This is a genomic window from Salmonella sp. 741265073_HBA, assembly GCF_046569105.1.
GTDB classification, from domain to species: Bacteria; Pseudomonadota; Gammaproteobacteria; order Enterobacterales; family Enterobacteriaceae; genus Salmonella; species Salmonella enterica.
The window spans coordinates 240227-262332 of record NZ_JBKFRY010000002.1; the positions used below are offsets into that span (position 1 = coordinate 240227).

20 protein-coding genes are annotated in these 22106 nt (G+C 53.8%); 10 read left to right on the top strand and 10 right to left on the bottom strand.

The features are described from left to right. Positions 1-19: 19 nt before the first annotated feature. The 5 genes from ACLD3P_RS03680 (at position 20) to hemH (ending at position 5074) form a co-directional block, all read left to right on the top strand. A complete protein-coding gene (locus tag ACLD3P_RS03680; protein ID WP_000467098.1) occupies positions 20-349 on the top strand; it encodes a YbaB/EbfC family nucleoid-associated protein in 330 nt (109 codons plus the stop codon). Beyond that, complete coding sequence (gene recR / locus ACLD3P_RS03685) at positions 349-954, top strand: recombination mediator RecR (protein ID WP_001195023.1); 606 nt, start codon at positions 349-351, stop codon at positions 952-954. The genes ACLD3P_RS03680 and recR overlap by 1 nt, the downstream gene beginning before the upstream one ends. 110 nt (positions 955-1064) lie before the next feature. Next, the gene (gene htpG, locus ACLD3P_RS03690) at positions 1065-2939 is read left to right on the top strand and encodes a molecular chaperone HtpG (RefSeq protein WP_001523272.1); all 1875 of its coding nucleotides are present in this window, start codon (positions 1065-1067) and stop codon (positions 2937-2939) included. Positions 2940-3238: 299 nt separating this feature from the next. Then, a complete protein-coding gene (gene adk / locus ACLD3P_RS03695; RefSeq protein WP_001529019.1) occupies positions 3239-3883 on the top strand; it encodes an adenylate kinase in 645 nt (214 codons plus the stop codon). A gap of 228 nt (positions 3884-4111) precedes the next feature. Beyond that, positions 4112-5074 (top strand): ferrochelatase, encoded by a 963-nt coding sequence (gene hemH, locus ACLD3P_RS03700; RefSeq protein WP_001250078.1) that lies wholly within the window; start codon positions 4112-4114, stop codon positions 5072-5074. Here the strand turns inward: hemH and aes are convergent. Beyond that, the gene (aes, locus tag ACLD3P_RS03705; RefSeq protein ID WP_001748996.1) at positions 5071-6042 is read right to left on the bottom strand and encodes an acetyl esterase; all 972 of its coding nucleotides are present in this window, start codon (positions 6040-6042) and stop codon (positions 5071-5073) included. The two genes, hemH and aes, sit on opposite strands and share 4 nt — an antisense overlap. 152 nt (positions 6043-6194) lie before the next feature. Here aes and gsk point away from each other — a divergent pair, with 152 nt between their 5' ends. Beyond that, positions 6195-7499, top strand: coding sequence for an inosine/guanosine kinase (gene gsk, locus ACLD3P_RS03710; protein ID WP_000671592.1), 1305 nt, complete (start codon positions 6195-6197; stop codon positions 7497-7499). Between the two features lie 48 nt (positions 7500-7547). Here gsk and ybaL read toward each other — a convergent pair whose 3' ends face one another. Both ybaL and ACLD3P_RS03720 read right to left on the bottom strand, forming a co-directional pair. Then, a complete protein-coding gene (ybaL, locus tag ACLD3P_RS03715) occupies positions 7548-9224 on the bottom strand; it encodes a YbaL family putative K(+) efflux transporter (RefSeq protein ID WP_000546202.1) in 1677 nt (558 codons plus the stop codon). Between the two features lie 214 nt (positions 9225-9438). Next, positions 9439-10659: an MFS transporter gene (locus ACLD3P_RS03720; RefSeq protein ID WP_001251593.1), complete on the bottom strand. Its 1221-nt coding sequence runs from the start codon at positions 10657-10659 to the stop codon at positions 9439-9441. Between the two features lie 172 nt (positions 10660-10831). Between ACLD3P_RS03720 and ushA the strand changes: the two genes are divergently transcribed. After that, entirely contained in the window at positions 10832-12484 is a 1653-nt protein-coding gene (ushA, locus tag ACLD3P_RS03725; protein ID WP_001642907.1) for a bifunctional UDP-sugar hydrolase/5'-nucleotidase UshA, read from the top strand. Positions 12485-12600: 116 nt separating this feature from the next. On the opposite strand, the gene ybaK is transcribed toward ushA, so the two are convergent. From ybaK to copA, 4 genes are all read right to left on the bottom strand, one after another. Then, complete coding sequence (gene ybaK / locus ACLD3P_RS03730) at positions 12601-13080, bottom strand: Cys-tRNA(Pro)/Cys-tRNA(Cys) deacylase YbaK (protein ID WP_131046240.1); 480 nt, start codon at positions 13078-13080, stop codon at positions 12601-12603. A gap of 201 nt (positions 13081-13281) precedes the next feature. Continuing rightward, positions 13282-14076 carry a TraB/GumN family protein gene (locus ACLD3P_RS03735; protein ID WP_000421861.1) on the bottom strand — a complete coding sequence of 265 codons (795 nt, stop codon included), beginning with the start codon at positions 14074-14076 and terminating at the stop codon, positions 13282-13284. Between the two features lie 85 nt (positions 14077-14161). After that, positions 14162-14989, bottom strand: coding sequence for a lysozyme inhibitor LprI family protein (locus ACLD3P_RS03740; protein WP_000488534.1), 828 nt, complete (start codon positions 14987-14989; stop codon positions 14162-14164). A gap of 152 nt (positions 14990-15141) precedes the next feature. Further along, positions 15142-17643: a copper-exporting P-type ATPase CopA gene (copA, locus tag ACLD3P_RS03745; protein ID WP_411006687.1), complete on the bottom strand. Its 2502-nt coding sequence runs from the start codon at positions 17641-17643 to the stop codon at positions 15142-15144. Between the two features lie 109 nt (positions 17644-17752). Here copA and cueR point away from each other — a divergent pair, with 109 nt between their 5' ends. After that, positions 17753-18169 carry a Cu(I)-responsive transcriptional regulator gene (cueR, locus tag ACLD3P_RS03750; RefSeq protein ID WP_131046239.1) on the top strand — a complete coding sequence of 139 codons (417 nt, stop codon included), beginning with the start codon at positions 17753-17755 and terminating at the stop codon, positions 18167-18169. Here the strand turns inward: cueR and ACLD3P_RS03755 are convergent, their stop codons facing one another. Then, positions 18170-18622 (bottom strand): NfeD family protein, encoded by a 453-nt coding sequence (locus ACLD3P_RS03755; RefSeq protein ID WP_000561177.1) that lies wholly within the window; start codon positions 18620-18622, stop codon positions 18170-18172. After that, positions 18619-19536 (bottom strand): SPFH domain-containing protein, encoded by a 918-nt coding sequence (locus ACLD3P_RS03760; RefSeq protein WP_000906146.1) that lies wholly within the window; start codon positions 19534-19536, stop codon positions 18619-18621. Before ACLD3P_RS03760 ends, ACLD3P_RS03755 begins: the two co-directional genes overlap by 4 nt. A gap of 146 nt (positions 19537-19682) precedes the next feature. Between ACLD3P_RS03760 and fetA the strand changes: the two genes are divergently transcribed. Next, a complete protein-coding gene (fetA, locus tag ACLD3P_RS03765; protein ID WP_000140195.1) occupies positions 19683-20360 on the top strand; it encodes an iron efflux ABC transporter ATP-binding subunit FetA in 678 nt (225 codons plus the stop codon). Further along, positions 20347-21126 carry an iron efflux ABC transporter permease subunit FetB gene (fetB, locus tag ACLD3P_RS03770; protein ID WP_001002130.1) on the top strand — a complete coding sequence of 260 codons (780 nt, stop codon included), beginning with the start codon at positions 20347-20349 and terminating at the stop codon, positions 21124-21126. Before fetA ends, fetB begins: the two co-directional genes overlap by 14 nt. Before the next feature lie 80 nt (positions 21127-21206). Here fetB and cnoX read toward each other — a convergent pair whose 3' ends face one another. After that, complete coding sequence (cnoX, locus tag ACLD3P_RS03775; protein ID WP_000116055.1) at positions 21207-22061, bottom strand: chaperedoxin; 855 nt, start codon at positions 22059-22061, stop codon at positions 21207-21209. Positions 22062-22106 lie beyond the last annotated feature (45 nt).

Genomic DNA, 22106 nt, shown 5'->3' on the forward strand with positions numbered 1-22106 from the left:
CCATCAAGAGAGAGAGCTTATGTTTGGAAAAGGCGGTCTGGGCAATCTGATGAAACAGGCCCAGCAGATGCAGGAAAAAATGCAGAAAATGCAGGAAGAGATTGCGCAGCTGGAAGTGACCGGCGAATCCGGCGCGGGTCTGGTGAAGGTTACCATCAACGGCGCGCATAACTGCCGCCGCGTGGAAATTGACCCAAGCCTGCTGGAAGATGACAAAGAGATGCTGGAAGATCTGGTCGCTGCGGCCTTCAACGATGCGGCGCGCCGCATTGAAGAGACGCAAAAAGAGAAGATGGCTTCCGTCTCTTCCGGTATGCAACTGCCGCCAGGCTTTAAGATGCCATTCTGATGCAAACCAGTCCGCTGTTAACTCAGCTTATGGAAGCGTTGCGCTGCCTTCCGGGCGTCGGCCCTAAGTCGGCGCAGCGGATGGCGTTTACCCTGTTGCAGCGCGATCGCAGCGGCGGAATGCGCCTGGCGCAGGCGCTGACCCGGGCGATGTCGGAAATCGGCCACTGCGCCGACTGCCGCACCTTTACCGAGCAGGATGTTTGTAATATCTGTTCGAACCCGCGGCGTCAGGAAAACGGCCAGATTTGCGTGGTGGAGAGTCCTGCGGATATCTACGCCATTGAGCAGACCGGGCAATTTTCCGGGCGGTATTTCGTGCTGATGGGCCACCTGTCGCCGCTGGACGGCATCGGGCCGGATGATATCGGTCTCGATCGTCTGGAACAGCGGCTGGCGTCAGAAAAAATCAGTGAGCTGATCCTCGCGACCAACCCGACGGTTGAAGGGGAGGCTACCGCGAACTATATTGCCGAGCTGTGCGCGGAGGCCGGCGTCGAAGCCAGTCGTATCGCCCACGGCGTGCCGGTTGGCGGCGAACTGGAGATGGTCGACGGTACGACGCTGTCCCACTCGCTGGCGGGACGCCATAAGATTATTTTCTGAACAAACGGAGGCGGCATTCGCGGCCTCCGCTTGAAATCACACCCGCTTGTCCCCATCTCACCCTCAACGTATTTTTACCATTAAAAATGGCATTGTTGAGGTCTATCCACATGAAAGGACAAGAAACGCGTGGTTTTCAGTCAGAAGTTAAACAACTTCTGCACCTGATGATCCATTCTCTTTATTCCAATAAAGAAATCTTCCTGCGTGAACTCATCTCTAACGCCTCAGATGCGGCGGACAAGCTGCGTTTCCGCGCTCTGTCAAACCCGGACCTGTATGAAGGAGATGGCGAGCTGCGTGTGCGCGTCTCTTTCGATAAAGATAAGCGTACGTTGACCATTGCCGATAACGGCGTGGGGATGAATCGTGATGAGGTGATTGACCACTTAGGCACCATTGCCAAGTCCGGCACCAAATCTTTCCTCGAATCAATGGGGTCCGATCAGGCGAAAGATAGCCAGCTCATTGGTCAGTTTGGCGTAGGCTTCTACTCCGCGTTTATTGTGGCCGATAAAGTGACCGTACGTACCCGTGCGGCAGGCGACAAGCCGGAAAATGGCGTGTTCTGGGAATCGGCAGGCGAAGGCGAATACACCGTTGCCGATATCACCAAAAATGACCGTGGTACGGAAATCACCTTACACCTGCGTGAAGGCGAAGATGAATTCCTCGATGACTGGCGCGTACGCTCGATTATCAGTAAATATTCCGATCACATCGCATTGCCGGTAGAGATTGAAAAACGGGAAGAAAAAGACGGCGAAACCGTGATTTCCTGGGAGAAAATCAACAAGGCCCAGGCGTTGTGGACCCGTAACAAGTCGGAAATTAAAGACGACGAGTACAACGAGTTTTACAAGCACATCGCGCATGATTTCACCGATCCGCTGACCTGGAGCCACAACCGCGTGGAAGGTAAGCAGGAGTACACCAGCCTGCTATATATCCCGTCGCAGGCGCCGTGGGATCTGTGGAACCGCGATCACAAACATGGTCTGAAGCTGTACGTACAGCGCGTGTTCATTATGGACGATGCCGAGCAGTTCATGCCGAACTATCTGCGTTTCGTGCGCGGCCTGATTGATTCTAATGACCTGCCGTTGAACGTCTCCCGTGAAATCCTGCAGGACAGCACGGTAACGCGTAATCTGCGCAGCGCCCTAACCAAACGCGTTCTGCAAATGCTGGAAAAACTGGCGAAAGACGACGCGGAAAAATACCAAACCTTCTGGAAACAGTTCGGTCTGGTGCTGAAAGAAGGCCCGGCGGAAGATCACGCCAACCAGGAAGCGATCGCTAAACTGTTGCGCTTTGCCTCCACCCATACCGACTCTTCCGCCCAGACCGTGTCGCTGGAAGATTACGTCTCCCGGATGAAAGAAGGGCAGGAAAAAATCTACTACATCACCGCAGACAGCTATGCGGCGGCGAAAAACAGCCCGCACCTGGAGCTGCTGCGTAAGAAAGGCATCGAAGTGCTGCTGCTCTCCGATCGCATCGACGAGTGGATGATGAACTACCTGACCGAGTTTGACGGTAAAGCATTCCAGTCGGTCGCTAAAGCCGATGAGTCCATCGAAAAACTGGCGGATGAAGTCGACGAAAACGCGAAAGAAGCGGAAAAGGCGCTTGAGCCGTTCGTGGAGCGTGTCAAAACCCTGCTGGGCGATCGCGTGAAAGAGGTGCGTCTGACGCATCGTTTAACCGACACGCCGGCGATTGTCACCACCGATGCGGATGAAATGAGCACCCAGATGGCGAAACTGTTCGCCGCGGCCGGTCAGTCCGTGCCGGAAGTGAAATACATCTTTGAGCTCAACCCGGATCATGTGCTGGTTAAACGCACTGCCGATACCGAGGATGAAGCGCAGTTTAAAGAGTGGGTCGAGCTGCTGCTGGATCAGGCGCTGTTCGCTGAACGCGGTACGCTGGAAGATCCGAACCAGTTTATCCGCCGTATGAACCAGTTGCTGGTGTCCTGATAACGCTCATCTGATTGCCGGATAGCGACGCGAAGCATCTTATCCGGCCTACGGACGGGTACTGTTTTGTGACTGCCGGATAGCGACGCGAAGCATCTTATCCGGCCTACGGACGAGTACTGTTTGTAGGCCGGATAAGCGCCAGCGCCATCCGGCATTTTTTATAATACCTTCTCTTTTCTCGATTTCTCTTCGTTAACCGTTTCAGCATCAGGCGGCTTCCTTGAGCGAAATGCGTGATGGTGGTATCGTTTAGCGCTTTTTAAAAAATATCGACAACCTTTGAGGGGATTTTCGTAATGCGTATTATTCTGCTTGGCGCTCCGGGCGCGGGTAAAGGAACTCAGGCTCAGTTCATCATGGAGAAATATGGTATTCCGCAAATCTCCACTGGCGATATGCTGCGCGCCGCAGTGAAATCAGGCTCCGAGTTGGGCAAACAGGCGAAAGATATCATGGACGCCGGTAAACTGGTGACCGATGAGCTGGTGATCGCGCTGGTTAAAGAGCGTATCGCCCAGGAAGACTGCCGTAACGGTTTTCTGCTGGACGGTTTCCCGCGCACGATCCCGCAGGCTGACGCGATGAAAGAAGCGGGTATTGTCGTGGATTACGTGCTGGAATTCGACGTACCGGACGAACTGATCGTTGACCGTATTGTGGGTCGTCGCGTACACGCCGCCTCTGGCCGCGTTTACCACGTAAAGTTTAATCCGCCGAAAGTGGAAGGCAAAGATGACGTCACCGGCGAAGAGCTGACCACCCGTAAAGACGATCAGGAAGAGACCGTTCGCAAACGTCTGGTGGAATATCATCAGATGACCGCGCCGCTGATTGGCTACTACCAGAAAGAAGCGGAAGCGGGCAACACCAAATACGCTAAAGTTGACGGTACGCAGGCCGTTGCCGACGTGCGCGCAGCGCTGGAAAAAATCCTCGGTTAATTTTTTCGCGTAGTGAACCGCTTATCAGGCCTGCCATTATCCCGCAAGCCTGATAAGCGTAACGCCATCAGGCAATCGGTGCCGGATGACGGCCTGAACGCCTTATCCGGCCTGCTGGTATCGTTAGCGCCATTCGGCAAATTCTCGTCTTACCTCTCGCAGCAATTAGTTCTTCTTTATCGCTTTTCCGCTACAATTATCAACAATTTGAATAGATAAGAGGCGGCAATGCGTCAGACGAAAACCGGTATCCTGCTGGCTAACCTTGGCACGCCAGATGCCCCAACTCCTGAAGCGGTAAAGCGCTACCTGAAACAATTTTTAAGCGACAGACGCGTGGTGGATACTCCTCGTCTGCTGTGGTGGCCGCTGCTGCGTGGCGTTATTTTACCGCTGCGTTCGCCGCGCGTCGCGAAACTCTATCAATCTATCTGGATGGATGGCGGTTCGCCGCTCATGGTATATAGCCGCGAACAGCAACAGGCGCTGGCCGCGCGGTTGCCAGACACGCCCGTCGCGCTGGGGATGAGCTACGGTTCGCCCTCGCTGGAAAGCGCTGTCGATGAACTGTTAGCAAGCGACGTCGACCATATCGTCGTGCTGCCGTTGTACCCGCAATACTCTTGCTCAACGGTGGGCGCAGTCTGGGACGAACTGGGGCGGATACTGGCGCGTAAACGTCGTATTCCCGGTATCTCATTTATTCGCGATTACGCGGATGACGGCGCTTATATCGATGCGCTGGCGAAAAGCGCGCGTGAGTCGTTCGCCAGGCACGGCGAGCCGGATGTGCTTCTGCTCTCCTATCACGGCATTCCACAACGTTATGCGGATGAAGGCGATGACTACCCGCAGCGCTGTCGCGATACCACACGCGAACTGGTTTCCGCATTGGGGCTGCCGCCGGAAAAGGTAATGATGACGTTCCAGTCGCGCTTTGGCCGTGAACCGTGGCTGACGCCGTACACCGATGAAACGCTAAAAATGTTGGGTGAAAAGGGGACTGGCCATATTCAGGTCATGTGTCCGGGATTTGCCGCGGATTGTCTGGAGACGCTGGAAGAGATAGCGGAACAGAATCGCGAGATTTTCCTTGAAGCGGGCGGTAAAAAATATGCGTACATTCCGGCGCTGAACGCGACGCCGGAACATATTGATATGATGCTGAAACTCACGGCGCCGTACCGTTAACGCGGCGTCTTCATCCTCGCCATAAAGAAGCGTGCGCCGTCCTGCAAGGCATCGTCGGCGATTGTCATCATTCGCGAATAGTGCAGAAAGGCGTGCAGCGTGCCGGGATACATTTTGTATTCGCAGGGCTGCTGGTGCGCCTGTAATGTCTGGTGCAGCAAGCGGCTGTCATCAATGAGCGGATCAAACTCCGCGCTGGCAATAAAGCAGGGCGGCACATCGCGCGTGAGATCGTTATTAAACAGACAATACCAGGGCGATTCCCGATCTTCATCGTTACGCAGATAGGCCTTTTCGTACATGTCCAGATCTTCACGCGTCAGGCCGTCCCACGCGCCGCCGAACAGACGGCGGCTTACCGAATCCTGCAACCCATACAGCCCATACCACAACAGAATCGCGATAACGTTACCGCAGCGAATGTGCTTATCACGTAGCCAGAGCGCGCTGGCAAGCGCCAGCATGGCGCCTGCGGAATCCCCGGCGAAACCGATTTTCTCTACGTTGAGCGAGTATTCATCGGCATGTTGAGAGAAGTAGCTGCATACCGCGACGGTTTCTTCAATGGCCTGCGGATAACGCGCTTGCGGCGACAGCGAATAATCAATACCGATCACGGTGCAGCCGGTATAACGCGCCAGCAGACGCATTATCCGGTCATGCGTATCCAGGTTACCGAGGATAAATCCGCCGCCGTGCAGATAGTATAAGGTCGCCTGGCTGGTCGGCTGCGGCGAGTAGAGCCGGGTTGTTACATCGCCATAAGGCGTAGGGACGACGCAGGTGCGGGTGGTCATGGACGGCGCGTCGGCATTCCAGAAACGGCGCTCAAGAAGATAATACTGACGCTGGGTCTCAATATCGCCATCGGCAGGCCAGGGGGGAAGGCCTGGTTGCTGGAAGTTTACGACGGCTTTCATTTCGTCTGACAGTCGGGTGAGTACGGGAATTTTATTTTCCGGCTTCATAAAACGCTCCTTGTGAAAGTGAACCATTGTAAAAAACGCGGCTGGAGAAACTGCGATCTCGTCGTCCGATATTGAAACGCCATCGTCCGTCGCGCGCAGCAGGGGGAATGTGCTACCATGCAGCGCTCCGTTATTCATCCGTAAGCACAATCATGAAATTTCCTGGTAAACGTAAATCCAAACACTATTTTCCCGTCAATGCGCGTGACCCGTTGTTGCAACAAATTCAGCCAGAACAGGAAACCAACGCCTCCTGGGTCGTCGGTATCGACCAGACGTTGGTGGATATTGAGGCGAAAGTGGATGACGATTTTATTACACGCTATGGATTAAGCGCCGGGCATTCTCTGGTGATAGAAGACGAGGTGGCGGAGAAGCTGTATCAGGAACTGACGCGGGAAAATCTGATCACCCATCAGTTTGCTGGCGGCACCATAGGCAATACGATGCATAATTACTCGGTACTGGCGGATGACCGTTCGGTGTTACTGGGCGTGATGTGCAGCAATATTGAGATTGGCAGCTACGCTTATCGCTACCTGTGTAATACTTCCAGCCGTACCGACCTGAATTATCTGCAAGCGGTAGATGGCCCGATTGGCCGCTGTTTCACGCTGATTGGCGAATCCGGCGAGCGTACCTTCGCTATCAGCCCCGGCCATATGAATCAGTTACGGGCGGAAAGTATTCCGGAAGCGGTGATCGCTGGCGCTTCCGCGCTGGTGTTGACCTCATATCTGGTGCGCTGTAAGCCTGGCGAACCGATGCCTGACGCGACGATGAAAGCGATCGAATACGCGAAAAAGCATAACGTGCCGGTTGTCATGACGCTGGGCACCAAATTTGTGATCGCCGATAATCCGCAGTGGTGGCAGGCGTTTCTCAAAGAGAATGTCTCGATTCTGGCAATGAACGAAGAAGAAGCGGAAGCGCTGACCGGCGAAAACGACCCGCTGCTGGCGGCGGATAAGGCGCTGGACTGGGTCGACCTGGTGTTATGCACCGCCGGGCCGATAGGGTTATATATGGCGGGCTTCACCGAAGAGGAAGCAAAACGTAAAACCCAGCATCCGCTGCTGCCAGGGGCTATTGCTGAATTTAACCAGTATGAATTTAGCCGGGCAATGCGCCATAAAGATTGTATTAATCCGCTGCGCGTTTATTCGCATATTGCGCCGTATATGGGCGGGCCGGAAAAAATCATGAACACCAACGGCGCGGGCGATGGTGCGCTGGCGGCGCTGCTGCACGATATTACGGCGAACAGTTACCATCGTAGCAACGTACCGAACTCCAGTAAGCACAAATTCACCTGGCTGACCTATTCGTCGCTGGCGCAGGTGTGTAAATATGCTAACCGTGTCAGTTATCAGGTACTGAACCAGCACTCTCCGCGTCTGACACGCGGGCTGCCGGAGCGTGAGGACAGCCTGGAAGAGTCATACTGGGATCGCTAATCTGGCTTGCCCGATGGCGCTGCGCGCATCGGGCCGTCCGGCAAACCCTTAACTGGCGACGACTTCACCCGCGGGCGGCGTTTCAAGCAGTTCCAGCATCGCCCGGGCAATTTCTCGCTCGCCCATCACTACCTGATTAGCTCCCCGCTCGGTAATATATTTCACTTCATCATCATAGTGCGCGCGGGCGATTATCTCGATATCAGGACTTTTTTCCCGCGCTGAGGCGACAATCTCACCGGCTTCGTAACCGTTGGGGATGGTCAACAACAGCCAGCGGGCGCAGTCCAGATGCGCCAGATTCATGATTTCTTCGTTAGCGGCGTTGCCCAGCACGGCGCGAATCCCGCGTTCGCGCAGCTCATCCACGCGGGTACGGGACGTTTCGATAACCACCAGCGGAATCCCCGCCGCCAGTAATTTTTCTCCCAGCAGACTGCCTACGCGGCCAAAACCCACCAGCAGGGCATGATTACAGATATCCACCGGAATTTGCTTCTCTTCTTCGATAGCCTCTTCCAGAGTTTGCTCTTCCAGCGTTTCGGTTTTCGCCAGATATTTCTCCAGCAGGGTAAACAGTACGGGATTAAGCATAATCGACAAAATAGCGCCTGCCAGCACCAGGTTCTGTCCCGCTTGCGGCAGCAGGTTGAGCGCCATGCCGAGTCCGGCGAGAATAAAGGCGAACTCGCCGATTTGCGCCAGGCTGGCGGCAATGGTCAGCGCGGTTCGCGGCGAGTGGCCGAACATACGCACCAGGAAAAATGCAGCGATCGATTTGCCAAAGACGATAATAGCAAGCGTCGCCAGCACCGCCAGCGGCTGTTGAATCAAGACTAACGGGTCGAACAACATGCCGACGGAAACAAAAAACAGGACGGCAAAGGCGTCGCGCAGCGGCAACGTATCGTGCGCCGCCCGGTGACTCAGTTCCGACTCATTAAGCACCATTCCAGCGAAGAACGCGCCCAGCGCAAAAGAGACGTCAAACAGTTCTACCGCGCCAAACGCAATGCCTAACGCCAGCGCCAGTACGGAAAGGGTAAATAATTCGCGCGAGCCGGTGGCGGCGCTGCGGGCCATAATCCACGGCACCAGGCGGCGTCCGACCAGCATCATGATGGCGATAAACGCCACCACTTTACCAATGGTTATCCCCATATCGACTGCCAGCGAGGCTATGCCGACATCGCCTTTTTCCACCATGCCGGCAACGGCGGGCAGCAAGACCAGCGTCAGCACCATCACCAGATCTTCGACAATCAGCCAGCCGATGGCGATTTGTCCGCGCTGGCTATCAAGGAGTTGCCGCTCCTCAAGCGCGCGCAGCAGGACGACGGTACTGGCGGTAGACAGACAGAGACCAAAAACGATGCCGGTCATTAATGACCATCCCAGCACGGCGGAAAGCGCCATACCCAGCAGCGTCGCCACCGCTATCTGAGCGACAGCGCCGGGGATGGCGATAGACTTTACCGCCATCAAATCCTTCAGCGAAAAATGCAGCCCGACGCCGAACATCAATAGAATCACGCCGAGCTCCGCCAGCTCCGGCGCCAGTTTGGTATCCGCAACAAAACCTGGGGTAAAAGGTCCCGCCAGAACGCCCGCTAACAGATATCCCACCAGTGGAGAAATACGCAATTTGTTGGCAATCATGCCGAGAATAAAAGCGAGCACAAGGCCGCCGACAATGGTGGTGATAAGCGGGGTAGCGTGATGCATTCCGTCTCCTTTGGTTGCTGGACTCCAAAACTCCGGGTAATAGTTTATGACAATTTCAATCAGGATGTTTATAAAAAATGGTTGTGTTTTATAAAAAGATACGATCTGAAGGCAAAAAGAGCACGGAACGTAAAAGTGATAAGTATGGGATGGACAAAGCAAGATGGCATCAGGATGTACAGGCGGTTAAAGCGTACCTTTAACCGCCATAAAATCATGCTTTATGTCGATTATCAGGTAAGAATATGGTCAGTATCCCCAGAAGCGGCAGGAAAGCACAGATTTTATAAACTAAATAGATACTGGTATGGTCGGCAATCAGCCCCAACACCGCTGCGCCCAGGCCTCCCATTCCGAAGGCAAACCCGAAAAACAGGCCGGAAACCATACCGATGCGTCCTGGCAGCAGCTCCTGGGCATACACCAGAATGGCGGAAAACGCCGACGCGAGAATAAAGCCGATAATCACCGTTAAAATCCCCGTCCAGTACAGCGTGGCGTAGGGTAAAACAAGGGTAAACGGCGCGACGCCGAGAATAGAACCCCAAATCACATATTTCCTGCCGATTTTATCGCCCACCGGCCCGCCGATTACCGTCCCGGCAGCCACCGCAAACAGGAAGGCAAACAGATGGAGCTGCGCGTTTTGTATTGATAATCCGAATTTTTGCATCAGATAAAAGGTGTAATAGCTACTGATGCTCGCCATATAGAAATATTTCGAGAAAATGAGTAGCAATAATACGCTGACCGCCAGCACGACTTTATTGCGCGGCAGCGGGTTAGCGATTATCGCTTTTGGCTTGCCTTTCGCTATCCGGTGCTGGGCGGCATACCAGCGGCTGATCTGCGCCAGCACCACGATCGCCAGCAGCGCGGCCAGCACAAACCAGGCGACATTCCCTTTGCCATAGGGCGCGATAATCACGGCGGCCAGCAGCGGGCCCAATGAACTGCCGAAGTTACCGCCGACCTGGAAGATAGACTGCGCCAGACCATGACGTCCGCCGGAGGCCATGCGCGCCACGCGGGACGATTCCGGGTGAAAAACGGACGAGCCGGTACCCACCAGCGCCGCAGCGAGCAATACGCCGCCAAAACTTCCCGCCATTGCCAGCAGTACCAACCCGCTCAGGGTAAAACACATGCCGACAGGCAGCGACCACGGCATGGGATACTTATCCGTCCAGTAGCCGACGACCGGTTGCAGTAGCGATGAGGCGAGCTGGAACGTCAGGGTGATCAAACCTATCTGGACGAAGGTCAGCGAGAACTCCGCCTGCAACAGGGGATAAATGGCTAAGATTAGCGACTGGATCATATCGTTCAGCAGATGGGAAAGACTGATCGCGCCCAAAATACCAAACGAAGTACGTGCTTTAGCGGCCGCTGCGGGCGCGCCGGCTAACGGCTGGGTTGGTTCACTCATGGCCATAGAAAGTCACTTAAATTTTATGCGATGTTGGAGATAGTAGGATGTGTAATTATTACTTGCCTAACATACCTGTGAAATGTGTTTGAAGGAAGTCTCAATTCTGAAAACATATTTGTCTATTATTGCAAGGAAAGGTAATTTCTGCGGTTGATATTGAGTCAGGGAGAGAAAGATGAAATTTTTGAAACGGGGTGTGGCGCTGGCGTTACTGGCGGCGTTCGCGCTGACGACTCAGCCTGCACAGGCTTACGAAAAAGATAAAACCTATAAAATTACTATCCTGCATACCAACGATCACCACGGTCACTTCTGGCGCAGCGAATATGGCGAATATGGTCTGGCGGCGCAAAAAACGCTGGTGGACAGTATCCGTAAAGAGGTGGCGCAAGAGGGGGGAAGCGTCCTGTTGTTATCCGGCGGCGACATTAATACCGGGGTGCCGGAATCCGATCTCCAGGATGCGGAGCCCGATTTCCGCGGGATGAATCTGATTGGCTACGACGCTATGGCCGTCGGTAATCATGAGTTTGATAACCCGCTCACCGTATTGCGCCAGCAGGAAAAGTGGGCGAAGTTTCCCTTTCTTTCCGCCAATATTTATCAAAAAAGTACCGGCGAGCGTCTGTTTAAGCCGTGGGCTATTTTTACACGCCAGGATATAAAAATCGCGGTAATTGGCTTAACCACCGATGACACGGCGAAAATAGGCAACCCGGAATATTTCACCGATATTGAGTTTCGTAAACCTGCTGAAGAAGCAAACGTGGTGATTCAGGAACTTAATATGAATGAAAAACCGGACGTGATTATCGCGACCACGCATATGGGACATTATGACAACGGCGATCACGGCTCGAACGCGCCGGGCGACGTTGAGATGGCGCGTAGCCTGCCTGCCGGTTCGCTGGCGATGATTGTGGGCGGTCACTCACAAGACCCGGTATGCATGGCGTCGGAAAATAAAAAACAGGTGAATTACGTACCGGGAACGCCCTGCGCGCCGGATAAGCAAAATGGTATCTGGATCGTGCAGGCGCATGAGTGGGGTAAATATGTGGGCCGCGCGGATTTCGAATTCCGTAACGGCGAGATGAAAATGGTTAACTACCAGCTTATTCCGGTAAATCTCAAGAAAAAAGTGACCTGGAATAACGGGAAAAGCGAGCGTGTACTTTACACGCCGGAAATCGCAGAAAATCCGCAAATGCTCTCGTTATTAACGCCGTTCCAGAATAAAGGTAAAGCGCAACTGGAGGTGAAAATTGGTAGCGTGAATGGCCTTCTTGAAGGCGATCGCAGTAAGGTCAGATTTGTCCAGACCAATATGGGACGGGTGATTCTGGCTGCGCAGATCGCGCGCACCGGCGCCGATTTTGGCGTGATGAGCGGCGGCGGTATTCGCGACTCGATTGAGGCGGGAGATATTACCTATAAAAGCGTGCTCAAGGTACAGCCGTTCGGCAACATTGTGGTGTATGCCGATATGAGTGGCAAAGAGGTGGTTGATTATCTCACCGCCGTAGCGCAGATGAAACCGGACTCCGGCGCTTATCCACAGTTCGCCAATGTGAGCTTTGTCGCCAAAGAGGGCAAGCTCACCGATCTGAAAATCAAAGGCGAGCCTGTTGATCCGGCCAAAACCTACCGCATGGCGACGCTGAGTTTCAACGCCACGGGCGGCGATGGTTATCCGCGCATCGATAACAAACCGGGATACGTGAATACCGGGTTTATTGACGCGGAAGTGCTGAAAGAGTTTATTCAGCAGAATTCACCGCTGGATGCGGCGGCGTTTACGCCAAAAGGCGAGGTGAGCTGGCTGTAGCGGTACGGATAGCCATTTCTGCCTGATGGCGCGCAGCCTTAAGGCCTACGGATTATGTCTGCTGTAGGCCGGATAAGGCGTTTGCGCCGCTATCCGGCAATGTATTTTACGCAGGCTTAATCCCGACGCGCGATATCAGCGAATGTAGCACCCAGTATGGCGGCCAAATCGTCAGCCGCCAGTTCAATATCCAGCCCGCGTTTACCACCGGAAACATAAATAGTGGCAAACGTGCGGGCTGGCGCGTCAATCAGCGTAGGCAGCCGTTTCTTCTGTCCCAGCGGACTGATCCCGCCGACCAGATATCCCGTGGTGCGTTGCGCTACCATCGGGTCGGCCATATCGACCTTTTTCGCGCCCAGAGCTTTGGCGACTTTTTTCAAATCCAGCTGCCCGGCTACAGGCGTCACGGCGACGGCCAGTTGCTTCATATCGCCATTCACGGCAACCAAAAGCGTTTTATACACCTGATCGGCGTTTAGCCCGAGCTTACGCACCACTTCATCGCCAAAGTTAGTTTCATTCGGATCGTGATCGTAGGTGTGAATGTTAAACAGAATCTTATTCTTTTCGAGTAACTTAACTGCGGGTGTCATAACGTTCCTTCTTACTACAGACGTGATTTGCCATCAGCATACGCCCGAAAGCGGACTAAAAAATAGTATAATCTTGTGTATTAGGTCTTGGCAGTTGCGGCAACTTTGAGCGACAATCTGAAGATCCGAAGCGAAAGCGTCGGGATAATAATAACGATGAAATTCCTCTTTGACGGGCCAATAGCGATATTGGCCATTTTTTTATTTCAATATTTGCGGTAGGTTGCCTTCGCCGTACAGATGTAGCGCCCCTACGGCTACCACGTAGCGTCCCGGCGGCAGTGCCAGCAGCGCGTCGCGCCAGGCTTCATTGCGTTTCACCATCAGTACATCATACAGCGGTTGGCTAAACGTTCTGGGGAGCGAAGCGCCGACGCTGGTCGGCGGCTGTTCAAGCCACCAGCCGATCATCACTTGCAAAAGCCGTGCGTTGGTGTGCCAGTGCGTCAGCGTGTCGTCGAGCAGCGCCATCCCGCCATCGGGCAGATCGCAGAGTAGTTCGAGCTGGTGTTTCGCCCCTTCCAGCTCTTGCACCGGCAGCGACATTTCGCGGGCAGCCTGTAATAGCTGATAATCAATGCCATAGTCCGGACGCAATCCCAGCCGTTGCGCCTGCGTGGCCTGTAGCACCATAGCTATCTGCCATAAAGGTTGATTATCAAAATGGATCAGCGGCATACCCAACTCGCTGACCCGTTTTTCCAGTGCGCTTAGCTGCCCGGCGCTGAGACGTTCGACCAACGGCGGACATTTGGGGAGATTGCTGAATGGCGTTTCGTTACCGGAAATATCCGCTTCAACGACCAGCGCGTCGGCCTGGCGTAGCTTTTTCACCAGCTTTGCTGGAAGAGGAGCCATATCGCGCGTCCCCATATGAATACTGCCAACCAGATGCAGATGACGACCGCCGGGCAGGGAGAGATCGATAGCAGGCCAACTATTTGGGGTACCACGCAGCGCGCGCCATAAACGTTTAAGTTGATTTAATAGCTCCATACGCGTTCCCTTTGAAAAAGCTCATGCTAGCGCGTTGGAGAAAAGGGCGCAATGCGCCCTGACGGGACGTCAACGATCGGTCGGGTTATTCGCTGCCGTCGAGATAGGCCGTTCTGGCGATGGTCATTTCAAGCTGGCATTTATAAATACTGATGCGCTTTTCAGCAGGTATGGCCTCGGATTTTGCATCGCTAAGTTTGCCGCACTGCTGCTCTTTTTTTGTCACCCAGACTCGCTGCTCTTGTTTTAATGCCGTTCGGGCAGAGGCGGGTAGTGAATTCCAGACCTGATTAAGCTCGCGATCTCTACTCTCAAATTTCTTTGCTGCGATTTCAATCAGTGAGCTATTTTTTTTCTTTATGAGGTTATCACCAGATACCGTCATTCTTGCCATTACATAAATAGACCACGTCAATTTATAAATTTTTTTCACAGGGGTGACGACAATATCTTTGTTGTTGTCAGCAAGCTGGATATTGTAGTTAACCTCTTTCCAGGTCATCGTATTATTTATTACCTGGCTGTTTTCTTGTGAAATATAGGATAGAGTATCTGGTAAGTCTTTCATTAATTTAAGAAATGGCTGAGGAATACCTATGGTGACGGTAGCCGAGCAAGTTCGTAGGTTAGCATTTTCTGGTTGAGGGTTCTGCGTTATTACATCACTGAATTGAACAGGAATAGCCCGGAGTTGCTGCTCGTACTGAGTCTGGGGGATATCGAAGAAAAGCGTGGAGGGCGCTTTAATATAGCTTTGCTGTAAACGACCTAATGCTTCATTATAGATCCACTCTTTTGCCGCCGTGACTGCATTATCGTTGCCGCATTTTAACTCTGGACTGGAATCAAATAATCCTGCATAACTAACTGCGGGAGAAAGCAGGAAAAGAAGAGTAACTGCTTTTCTAAACATAAATAACACATCCTTATGATTCAAAAAAACATTATAAAATGTTGTTTTTTATTTTTCTACAGGATGTGCGGTTAAATTTTTATATATTGATACGGTAAATTACTGATGGCTTAATAATATATCAGGCAGCTAATGCTGCCTGATAGGACTTTTTACGCTTTCGGTTTAAAGCGCAATAGCCGGTTGGCATTGCTCACGACGGTAATGGAAGACAGCGCCATTGCCGCACCCGCTACTACCGGGTTTAACAAGGTACCGGTAAACGGCCACAGAATACCGGCGGCCACCGGGATACCAATGCTGTTGTAGATAAATGCGCCAAGCAGGTTTTGCTTCATATTGCGCAACGTCGCGCGCGAAATGGCCAGCGCATCCGCCACGCCCATCAGACTATGGCGCATCAGCGTAATCGCCGCGGTTTCAATCGCCACATCACTGCCGCCGCCCATCGCGATACCGACGTCCGCCTGCGCCAGCGCGGGCGCATCGTTGATACCATCGCCGACCATCGCAACCTGACGACCCTGGCTTTGCAGACGTTTAATCGCATCGGCTTTGCCATCCGGCAGAACGCCCGCAATCACTTCATCAATACCCGCTTCTTTGGCAATCGCGTTAGCCGTCGTTGGGTTATCCCCGGTGAGCATCACCAGACGGTATCCGGCGTTGTGCAGGCGTTCAAGCGCGGCAATACTATCGCTGCGCAATGGATCGCGTACCGCCAGTAACGCCGCCGCTTTACCGTCAATCGCCAGCAGGACCGGAGTAGAGCCTTGCGAGGCCTGCGCGGTGATTTCCGCCGTCATATCATCCGTGGCGACGTGCTGTTCGTTCAGCAACGCCTGGTTCCCCAGAAGCAGTTGATGACCTTCCGCTTCACCGCTGACGCCCAGTCCGCGCAGCGTTCTGAAACCGTTCACCTGAGGCAGTTTATCGTCGCCGGCTTTTTCCAGAATCGCATGGGCCAGCGGGTGGCTGGAGCCTTGTTCGAGCGCGGCTGCCAGACGTAATGCCTGAGCTTCCTCAACGCCGTTAAAGGTTTTTACCGCCACCACTTGCGGCTTGCCTTCCGTCAGCGTCCCGGTTTTATCAAAAACGAGGGTATCCAACGTACTGGCGCGTTGCAGGGCATCGGCGTCGCGTACCAGCACGCCGAATTCGGCAGCGCGGCCTACGCCGGAAATAATCGACATTGGCGTCGCCAGGCCTAATGCGCAAGGGCAGGCGATAATCAGTACGGTGGTGGCGATGACCAGCGTATAAACAATTTGCGGCGCCGGTCCGAAGAAATACCAGATAGCGGCGCTGAACAGCGCAATGGCCACGACGACGGGAACGAATACCGCGGAGATTTTATCGGCCAGTTGGCCAATTTCCGGTTTACTGCTTTGCGCCTGGCGTACCATGCGAATAATGCGTGACAGCGTGGTATGACTGCCCACCGCGCTGGCGCGGAACAGGACGCTGCCGTCCTGGACGACGGTGCCGGCATGAACGCTATCGCCTTCGCCTTTTTGCTGTGGAATGGGTTCGCCGGTCAGCATGGCTTCATCAAGCCACGCTTCGCCCTGGGTAATTTCGCCATCCACCGGCACGCGATCGCCGGTAGTGAGCCGCAACAGCATCCCTGGCTGAACGTCCGCCAACGGGACGCTTTTTTCGCCGTCTTCTGTCACGACGCGTGCGGTGGGCGGGGTGAGATCGAGTAATTTTTCCAGCGCTTTTGAGGAACGCTGACGGGCGCGCGCTTCCAGCATGTGTCCGAGATTAATCAGACCGATAATCATCGCGCTGGCTTCGTAATAAAGGTGCCGCGCTTCCATCGGGAACCACTGCGGCCACAGGTTGACGCTCATGGAGTAGAGCCAGGCGACCCCGGTGCCGAGCGCCACCAGCGTATCCATCGTCGCCGTGCCGTTCAGCAGGCTTTTCCACGCGTTACGGTAAAAATGACCGCCCGCAAAGATCATCACCGCAAGCGTGATCAGGCCAATAGCCAGCCACAGGCTGCGGTTGTCGCCGGTCACCATCATGTTATCGCCGATCATCCCCCAGACCATGACCGGTATACCGACCGCCAGAGCGACGATGGCCTGCCAGCGAAAACGTTTCATGGTGGCGATGGCGGTTTCCTGCTGGCGCTCGCGGCGTTTGATGTCATCTTCAATCGCCTCTGCGCCGTAGCCGGCTTTTTCCACCGCCTGCACTAAATCAGCGGCGGACGCGCTGCCCACCACCAGCGCAGTGCGTTCCGCCAGGTTTACCCGTGCCTGCGTGACGCCCGGTACGCTTTGTAGCGCATGTTGTACGCGGGTGACACAACTGGCGCAGCTCATGCCGCTTAACAGCAACTGTTGGCTTTCTTCATCGGCCGTCGCTACCGGAAGCTCATGAGGAACCGCTGCCAGTGCTTCCGACGGGATTGATGACTCCGTCAGCGGTTTAGCCTTTGGGTGGCTTAACGTCGCGCCATACCCGGCTTGTTTGATGGTTTCAATTAACGCGTCCGCACTGGCGGTACCGGTAACGTGCGCTTCGGTTACGGTGACGTCCGCCAGCTCAACATCCGGACGTTGTTCAAGACTTTCTTTCACGCGTTTAACGCAATGACCGCAGGACAAACCGTCCAGGGTCAGGTCGATAGTTTGAGACATAGTAAAAACTCCTTTATGATTGGTCATCAATTCATTGACCTTAGTAATCGTAGTGACTCACTGTGATAAAGGTTAAACCTTCCAGCAAGGTTAAGGTCAAGGGGGAAATATGAATATTAGCGATGTGGCGAAAAAAACCGGTTTAACCAGCAAAGCCATTCGGTTTTATGAAGAGAAAGGGCTGGTGACGACGCCATTACGTAGCGAAAATGGTTATCGCACCTACACGCAGAAGCATTTAAACGAGTTGACGTTGCTGCGACAGGCGAGGCAGGTGGGGTTTAATCTGGAAGAGTGTGGCGAACTGGTCAATCTGTTTAACGATCCGCGACGCCATAGCGCAGATGTGAAAAAGCGGACGCTGGAAAAGGTCGCGGAGATCGAGCGCCATATCAGCGAGCTGCAATCAATGCGCGATCAACTGCTGGCGCTGGCGGAGAGTTGTCCCGGCGATGACAGCGCCGACTGCCCGATTATTGATAATCTTTCCGGCTGCTGTCATCACAAGACGCAAAAGCCACGTTGATTAAACGGCGCGAATGCGTAAGGTGATGCCTTCCACGGCGATCACTTCGACATGCGTACCTGCGCGCAGGTCTTCGTCAGCGCATACCGGCCACGAGCTGTCGCCGACACGCATATGACCCCGTCCGTTCACTAACGCGGCATCAAGCATAAACCGGCGGCCTACCAGTTGTTGTCCGCGTTGGTTAAGGCGGCTGTCGGTCGGCTTCTGTTCCCGCACGCGACGCGCCAGCCAGCGCCACCAAAGCCAGGCCGCCAGCAACGTTAAGGCCGCAAACAGCACGCCCTGCCATTCCCAGCCGAGCGGTAAGAGCCAGACGGTTAAGCCGGTAATCACTGCCGCCACGCCGCTCCACAGCAAATAGCCGTTACCGCCGAGCATTTCCGCAGCCAACAACAGGCCGCCGAGGCTAAGCCAGAAGATATGCGGATGTACCAGAATCATCGCTATCATGCTTTTTTCCGTTCGCTGGCGCTGTCCTTAACCAGCTCGCTGATCCCGGCGATAGCGCCCATCAGACTGCTGGCATCCAGCGGCATCATGACCACTTTGCTGTTATTCGCCGAGCCGATTTGCTGTAACGCTTCGGTGTATTTCTGCGCCACGAAGTAGTTTATCGCCTGAATATCCCCGGCGGCGATGGCTTCAGACACCATCTGCGTAGCGCGGGCTTCCGCTTCGGCGGAACGTTCGCGGGCTTCCGCCTGCAGGAAAGCGGACTGACGTTCGCCTTCGGCTTTCAGAATCTGCGACTGTTTTTCCCCCTCGGCTTTCAGTATTTCCGCCTGACGTACCCCTTCGGCCTCAAGGATATAGGCGCGTTTGGTACGTTCCGCTTTCATCTGGGCATTCATCGAGGAGATCAATTCCGCGGGCGGGCGGACATCGCGAATTTCGATACGGGTAACTTTAATTCCCCACGGGTTGGTGGCTTCATCGACAATATGCAGCAGCCGCGTGTTGATGCTGTCGCGCTGGGAGAGCATTTCATCCAGCTCCATCGAACCGAGCACCGTACGGATATTGGTCATGGTCAGGTTAATGATCGCCAGTTCCAGGTTACTGACTTCATAAGCGGCGCGCGGCGCATCGATAACCTGAATAAAACAGACCGCATCGATAGTGACGTTGGCGTTATCTTTTGAGATCACCTCCTGCGACGGAATATCCAGCACCTGCTCCATCATATTGATCTTGCGGCCAATTCTGTCCATAAATGGTACAACAAGGCTTAATCCCGGCTGCAGGGTTTTGGTGTAACGTCCAAAGCGCTCCACCGTCCACTGGTATCCCTGCGGAACGATTTTGACGCCCGCGCCGACGATCACCAGCGCGACGAAAATGAGAATAGGGATAAGAATGAGCATAGCTAAACCTCCTGTTGCGTTGTCCATAAACCGATTTTGCTGACGAATTAAGCGAATTATACCTGATTCAGTAAAGCATGTTCCCCCCTTATTAATTACAGGGATACACTATCGCTATAAAAATATGAACAACGGATGCGCAATAAATGACAGAACGTAGCATGTTGCTTGAGTTAAAGCAGGTCGGTTACCGGACTGCGACGACAAAAATAGTGAATAACATCAGTTTTACGCTGCAACGCGGCGAATTTAAGTTAATTACCGGTCCTTCTGGCTGCGGAAAAAGTACGTTGTTGAAAATGGTGGCCTCGCTAATAAGCCCTGATATCGGCGTGATTCTTTTTGAGGGGCAGGATATTACTACTCTGAGTCCGGAAGCCTATCGCCAGCAGGTTTCTTATTGCGCTCAGACGCCAGCGCTATTTGGCGATACGGTTTACGATAACCTGATTTTTCCCTGGCAAATTCGCCATCAGCGCCCGCAGCCGACAGCCTTCGCAGACGATCTGGCGCGTTTTGAACTGCCGGAGACGATTCTGCAAAAACCGATTACCGCGCTTTCCGGCGGAGAAAAACAGCGTATTGCTCTAATTCGTAATCTACAGTTTCTGCCGAAAATACTGTTACTCGACGAAATAACCAGCGCGCTGGATGAACATAACAAACGGAATGTGAATGATATTATTCATCGCTATGTTCGCGATAAGCAGGTCGCTGTCTTGTGGGTAACGCATGATAAAGATGAAATTCAACACGCGGATAAGGTGATAACGTTAACGCCATCTGCCGGAGAGATGCAGGAGGCGCGTTATGAACGAGCATAATATTACCAATACCTCGCTGGCGTTATCGATGCTGCTGGTGGTGGTCGCGATGCTCATCAGTCACAAGGAAAAGCTGGCGCTGGAAAAAGATATTCTGTGGAGCGTATGCCGGGCGGTGATACAGCTCATTATTGTCGGCTATGTACTGAAATACATCTTTGGCGTTAATCATGCCGCCCTGACGCTGCTGATGGTGCTGTTTATCTGTTTTAACGCCGCCTGGAACGCGCAAAAGCGCAGTAAATATATCGATAAGGCATTTCTCTCCTCGTTTATCGCCATCACCGTCGGCGCCGGACTAACGCTGACGGTACTGGTGCTTACCGGTTCGATTGAATTTGCGCCGATGCAGGTGATTCCCATCGCTGGCATGGTCGCCGGTAATGCGATGGTAGCGGTAGGGCTGTGCTACAACCAACTGGGGCTACGTTTTCATAGCGAGCAGCAGCAAATACAGGAAAAGTTAAGTTTGGGCGCAACGCCGAAAATGGCCTCCGCCGGGCTTATCCGCGATAGCATCCGCGCATCGCTTATCCCGACGATCGACTCGGCAAAGACCGTTGGGCTGGTGAGCCTGCCGGGGATGATGTCCGGGCTGATTTTTGCCGGGATCGATCCGGTAAAAGCGATTAAATATCAAATTATGGTAACGTTTATGCTGTTGTCGACAGCCAGCCTGTCTACCATCATTGCCTGCTATTTAACCTACCGGAAGTTCTATAATTCGCGTCATCAGTTGGTAGTGATGCCGCTCAAGAAATCATGATAGTTGCCGGATGATGGCGCGCTTATCCGGCCTGAGGACGACAGGTAGGCCAGATAAGCGCGCCATCAGGCAAGAGAGGATTAATACAGTAGCGCGTACAACTGGCGGCGGTATTTCGACGCCAGCGCGTCGCCGGTGCCGAGCGCGGCAAGGATCTCCTGGAAGGTTTTGCGCGTTTGTCCCTCGGCGGCGGCAAGATCTTTTCTCAGATGGCTGAACAGCAATTCCAGCGCTTCTTCATTACGTCCGACCTGGTGCAACTGCAACGCCAGTTGCGTTGCCAAAGCCGCATCCTGCGGATTCTCCGCGACTTGCTGCTGAAGTTGCTGAATTTCCGGCGTATCCGCCGCCTGTTTAAGCAGTTCGATCTGCGCGACCAGCCCCTGATAACGGGTATCCTGATCCTGTAGCGGTATAGTTTTTAACACCGCTTCGGCCTCTTCAGAGCGGTTCAGCGCAATTTGCGCTTCCGCCAGTAACAGGCCAATCTCACCGTTCTGCGAAGAGAGCTGCCAGGCGTCTTTGAGCAACGGCAGCGCGTCAATGTAGTTGCCCTCCTGCATTAACTGCATCGCTTGTTGCGCTTTTAGCTCTTCTTCACGCGGCAGTACTTTATCCAGCAGAGCGCGGATCGCCTCTTCCGGCTGCGGCCCCTGGAAACCATCGACCGGTTGGCCATTCTGGAACAGATAGACAGTCGGGATGGCGCGCAGACCAAACTGAGCGGCGATCATCTGTTCGGCGTCGCAGTCCAGCTTTGCCAGAATAAACTGACCGTGGTACTGGGCAGCCAGACTTTCCAGCACTGGCGTTAATTGCAGACAGTGTTGGCTGCGTTCAGACCAGAAATAGAACAGTACCGGCGTGGTCATGGACTGCTCTAAGGTCTGCTGCAGGTTGGATTCATTAATATTGACAATGTTCTGTACGGACATGGCGTCGCTCTCTTTTGTCTGTGTCACGTTTACATGGGGGCTGAC

What these genes read in the sequence shown, in the direction of transcription:
- ACLD3P_RS03680 (WP_000467098.1), top strand. Translation starts at nt 20, where the DNA reads ATGTTTGGAAAAGGCGGTCTGGGCAATCTGATGAAACAGGCCCAGCAG.
- gsk (WP_000671592.1), top strand. Translation starts at nt 6,195, where the DNA reads ATGAAATTTCCTGGTAAACGTAAATCCAAACACTATTTTCCCGTCAAT.
- htpG (WP_001523272.1), top strand. Translation starts at nt 1,065, where the DNA reads ATGAAAGGACAAGAAACGCGTGGTTTTCAGTCAGAAGTTAAACAACTT.
- cnoX (WP_000116055.1), bottom strand. Translation starts at nt 22,061, where the DNA reads ATGTCCGTACAGAACATTGTCAATATTAATGAATCCAACCTGCAGCAG.
- ushA (WP_001642907.1), top strand. Translation starts at nt 10,832, where the DNA reads ATGAAATTTTTGAAACGGGGTGTGGCGCTGGCGTTACTGGCGGCGTTC.
- ACLD3P_RS03760 (WP_000906146.1), bottom strand. Translation starts at nt 19,536, where the DNA reads ATGCTCATTCTTATCCCTATTCTCATTTTCGTCGCGCTGGTGATCGTC.
- recR (WP_001195023.1), top strand. Translation starts at nt 349, where the DNA reads ATGCAAACCAGTCCGCTGTTAACTCAGCTTATGGAAGCGTTGCGCTGC.
- ACLD3P_RS03755 (WP_000561177.1), bottom strand. Translation starts at nt 18,622, where the DNA reads ATGATAGCGATGATTCTGGTACATCCGCATATCTTCTGGCTTAGCCTC.
- ybaK (WP_131046240.1), bottom strand. Translation starts at nt 13,080, where the DNA reads ATGACACCCGCAGTTAAGTTACTCGAAAAGAATAAGATTCTGTTTAAC.
- ACLD3P_RS03740 (WP_000488534.1), bottom strand. Translation starts at nt 14,989, where the DNA reads ATGTTTAGAAAAGCAGTTACTCTTCTTTTCCTGCTTTCTCCCGCAGTT.
- aes (WP_001748996.1), bottom strand. Translation starts at nt 6,042, where the DNA reads ATGAAGCCGGAAAATAAAATTCCCGTACTCACCCGACTGTCAGACGAA.
- fetB (WP_001002130.1), top strand. Translation starts at nt 20,347, where the DNA reads ATGAACGAGCATAATATTACCAATACCTCGCTGGCGTTATCGATGCTG.
- ACLD3P_RS03735 (WP_000421861.1), bottom strand. Translation starts at nt 14,076, where the DNA reads ATGGAGCTATTAAATCAACTTAAACGTTTATGGCGCGCGCTGCGTGGT.
- ybaL (WP_000546202.1), bottom strand. Translation starts at nt 9,224, where the DNA reads ATGCATCACGCTACCCCGCTTATCACCACCATTGTCGGCGGCCTTGTG.
- adk (WP_001529019.1), top strand. Translation starts at nt 3,239, where the DNA reads ATGCGTATTATTCTGCTTGGCGCTCCGGGCGCGGGTAAAGGAACTCAG.
- copA (WP_411006687.1), bottom strand. Translation starts at nt 17,643, where the DNA reads ATGTCTCAAACTATCGACCTGACCCTGGACGGTTTGTCCTGCGGTCAT.
- ACLD3P_RS03720 (WP_001251593.1), bottom strand. Translation starts at nt 10,659, where the DNA reads ATGGCCATGAGTGAACCAACCCAGCCGTTAGCCGGCGCGCCCGCAGCG.
- hemH (WP_001250078.1), top strand. Translation starts at nt 4,112, where the DNA reads ATGCGTCAGACGAAAACCGGTATCCTGCTGGCTAACCTTGGCACGCCA.
- fetA (WP_000140195.1), top strand. Translation starts at nt 19,683, where the DNA reads ATGACAGAACGTAGCATGTTGCTTGAGTTAAAGCAGGTCGGTTACCGG.
- cueR (WP_131046239.1), top strand. Translation starts at nt 17,753, where the DNA reads ATGAATATTAGCGATGTGGCGAAAAAAACCGGTTTAACCAGCAAAGCC.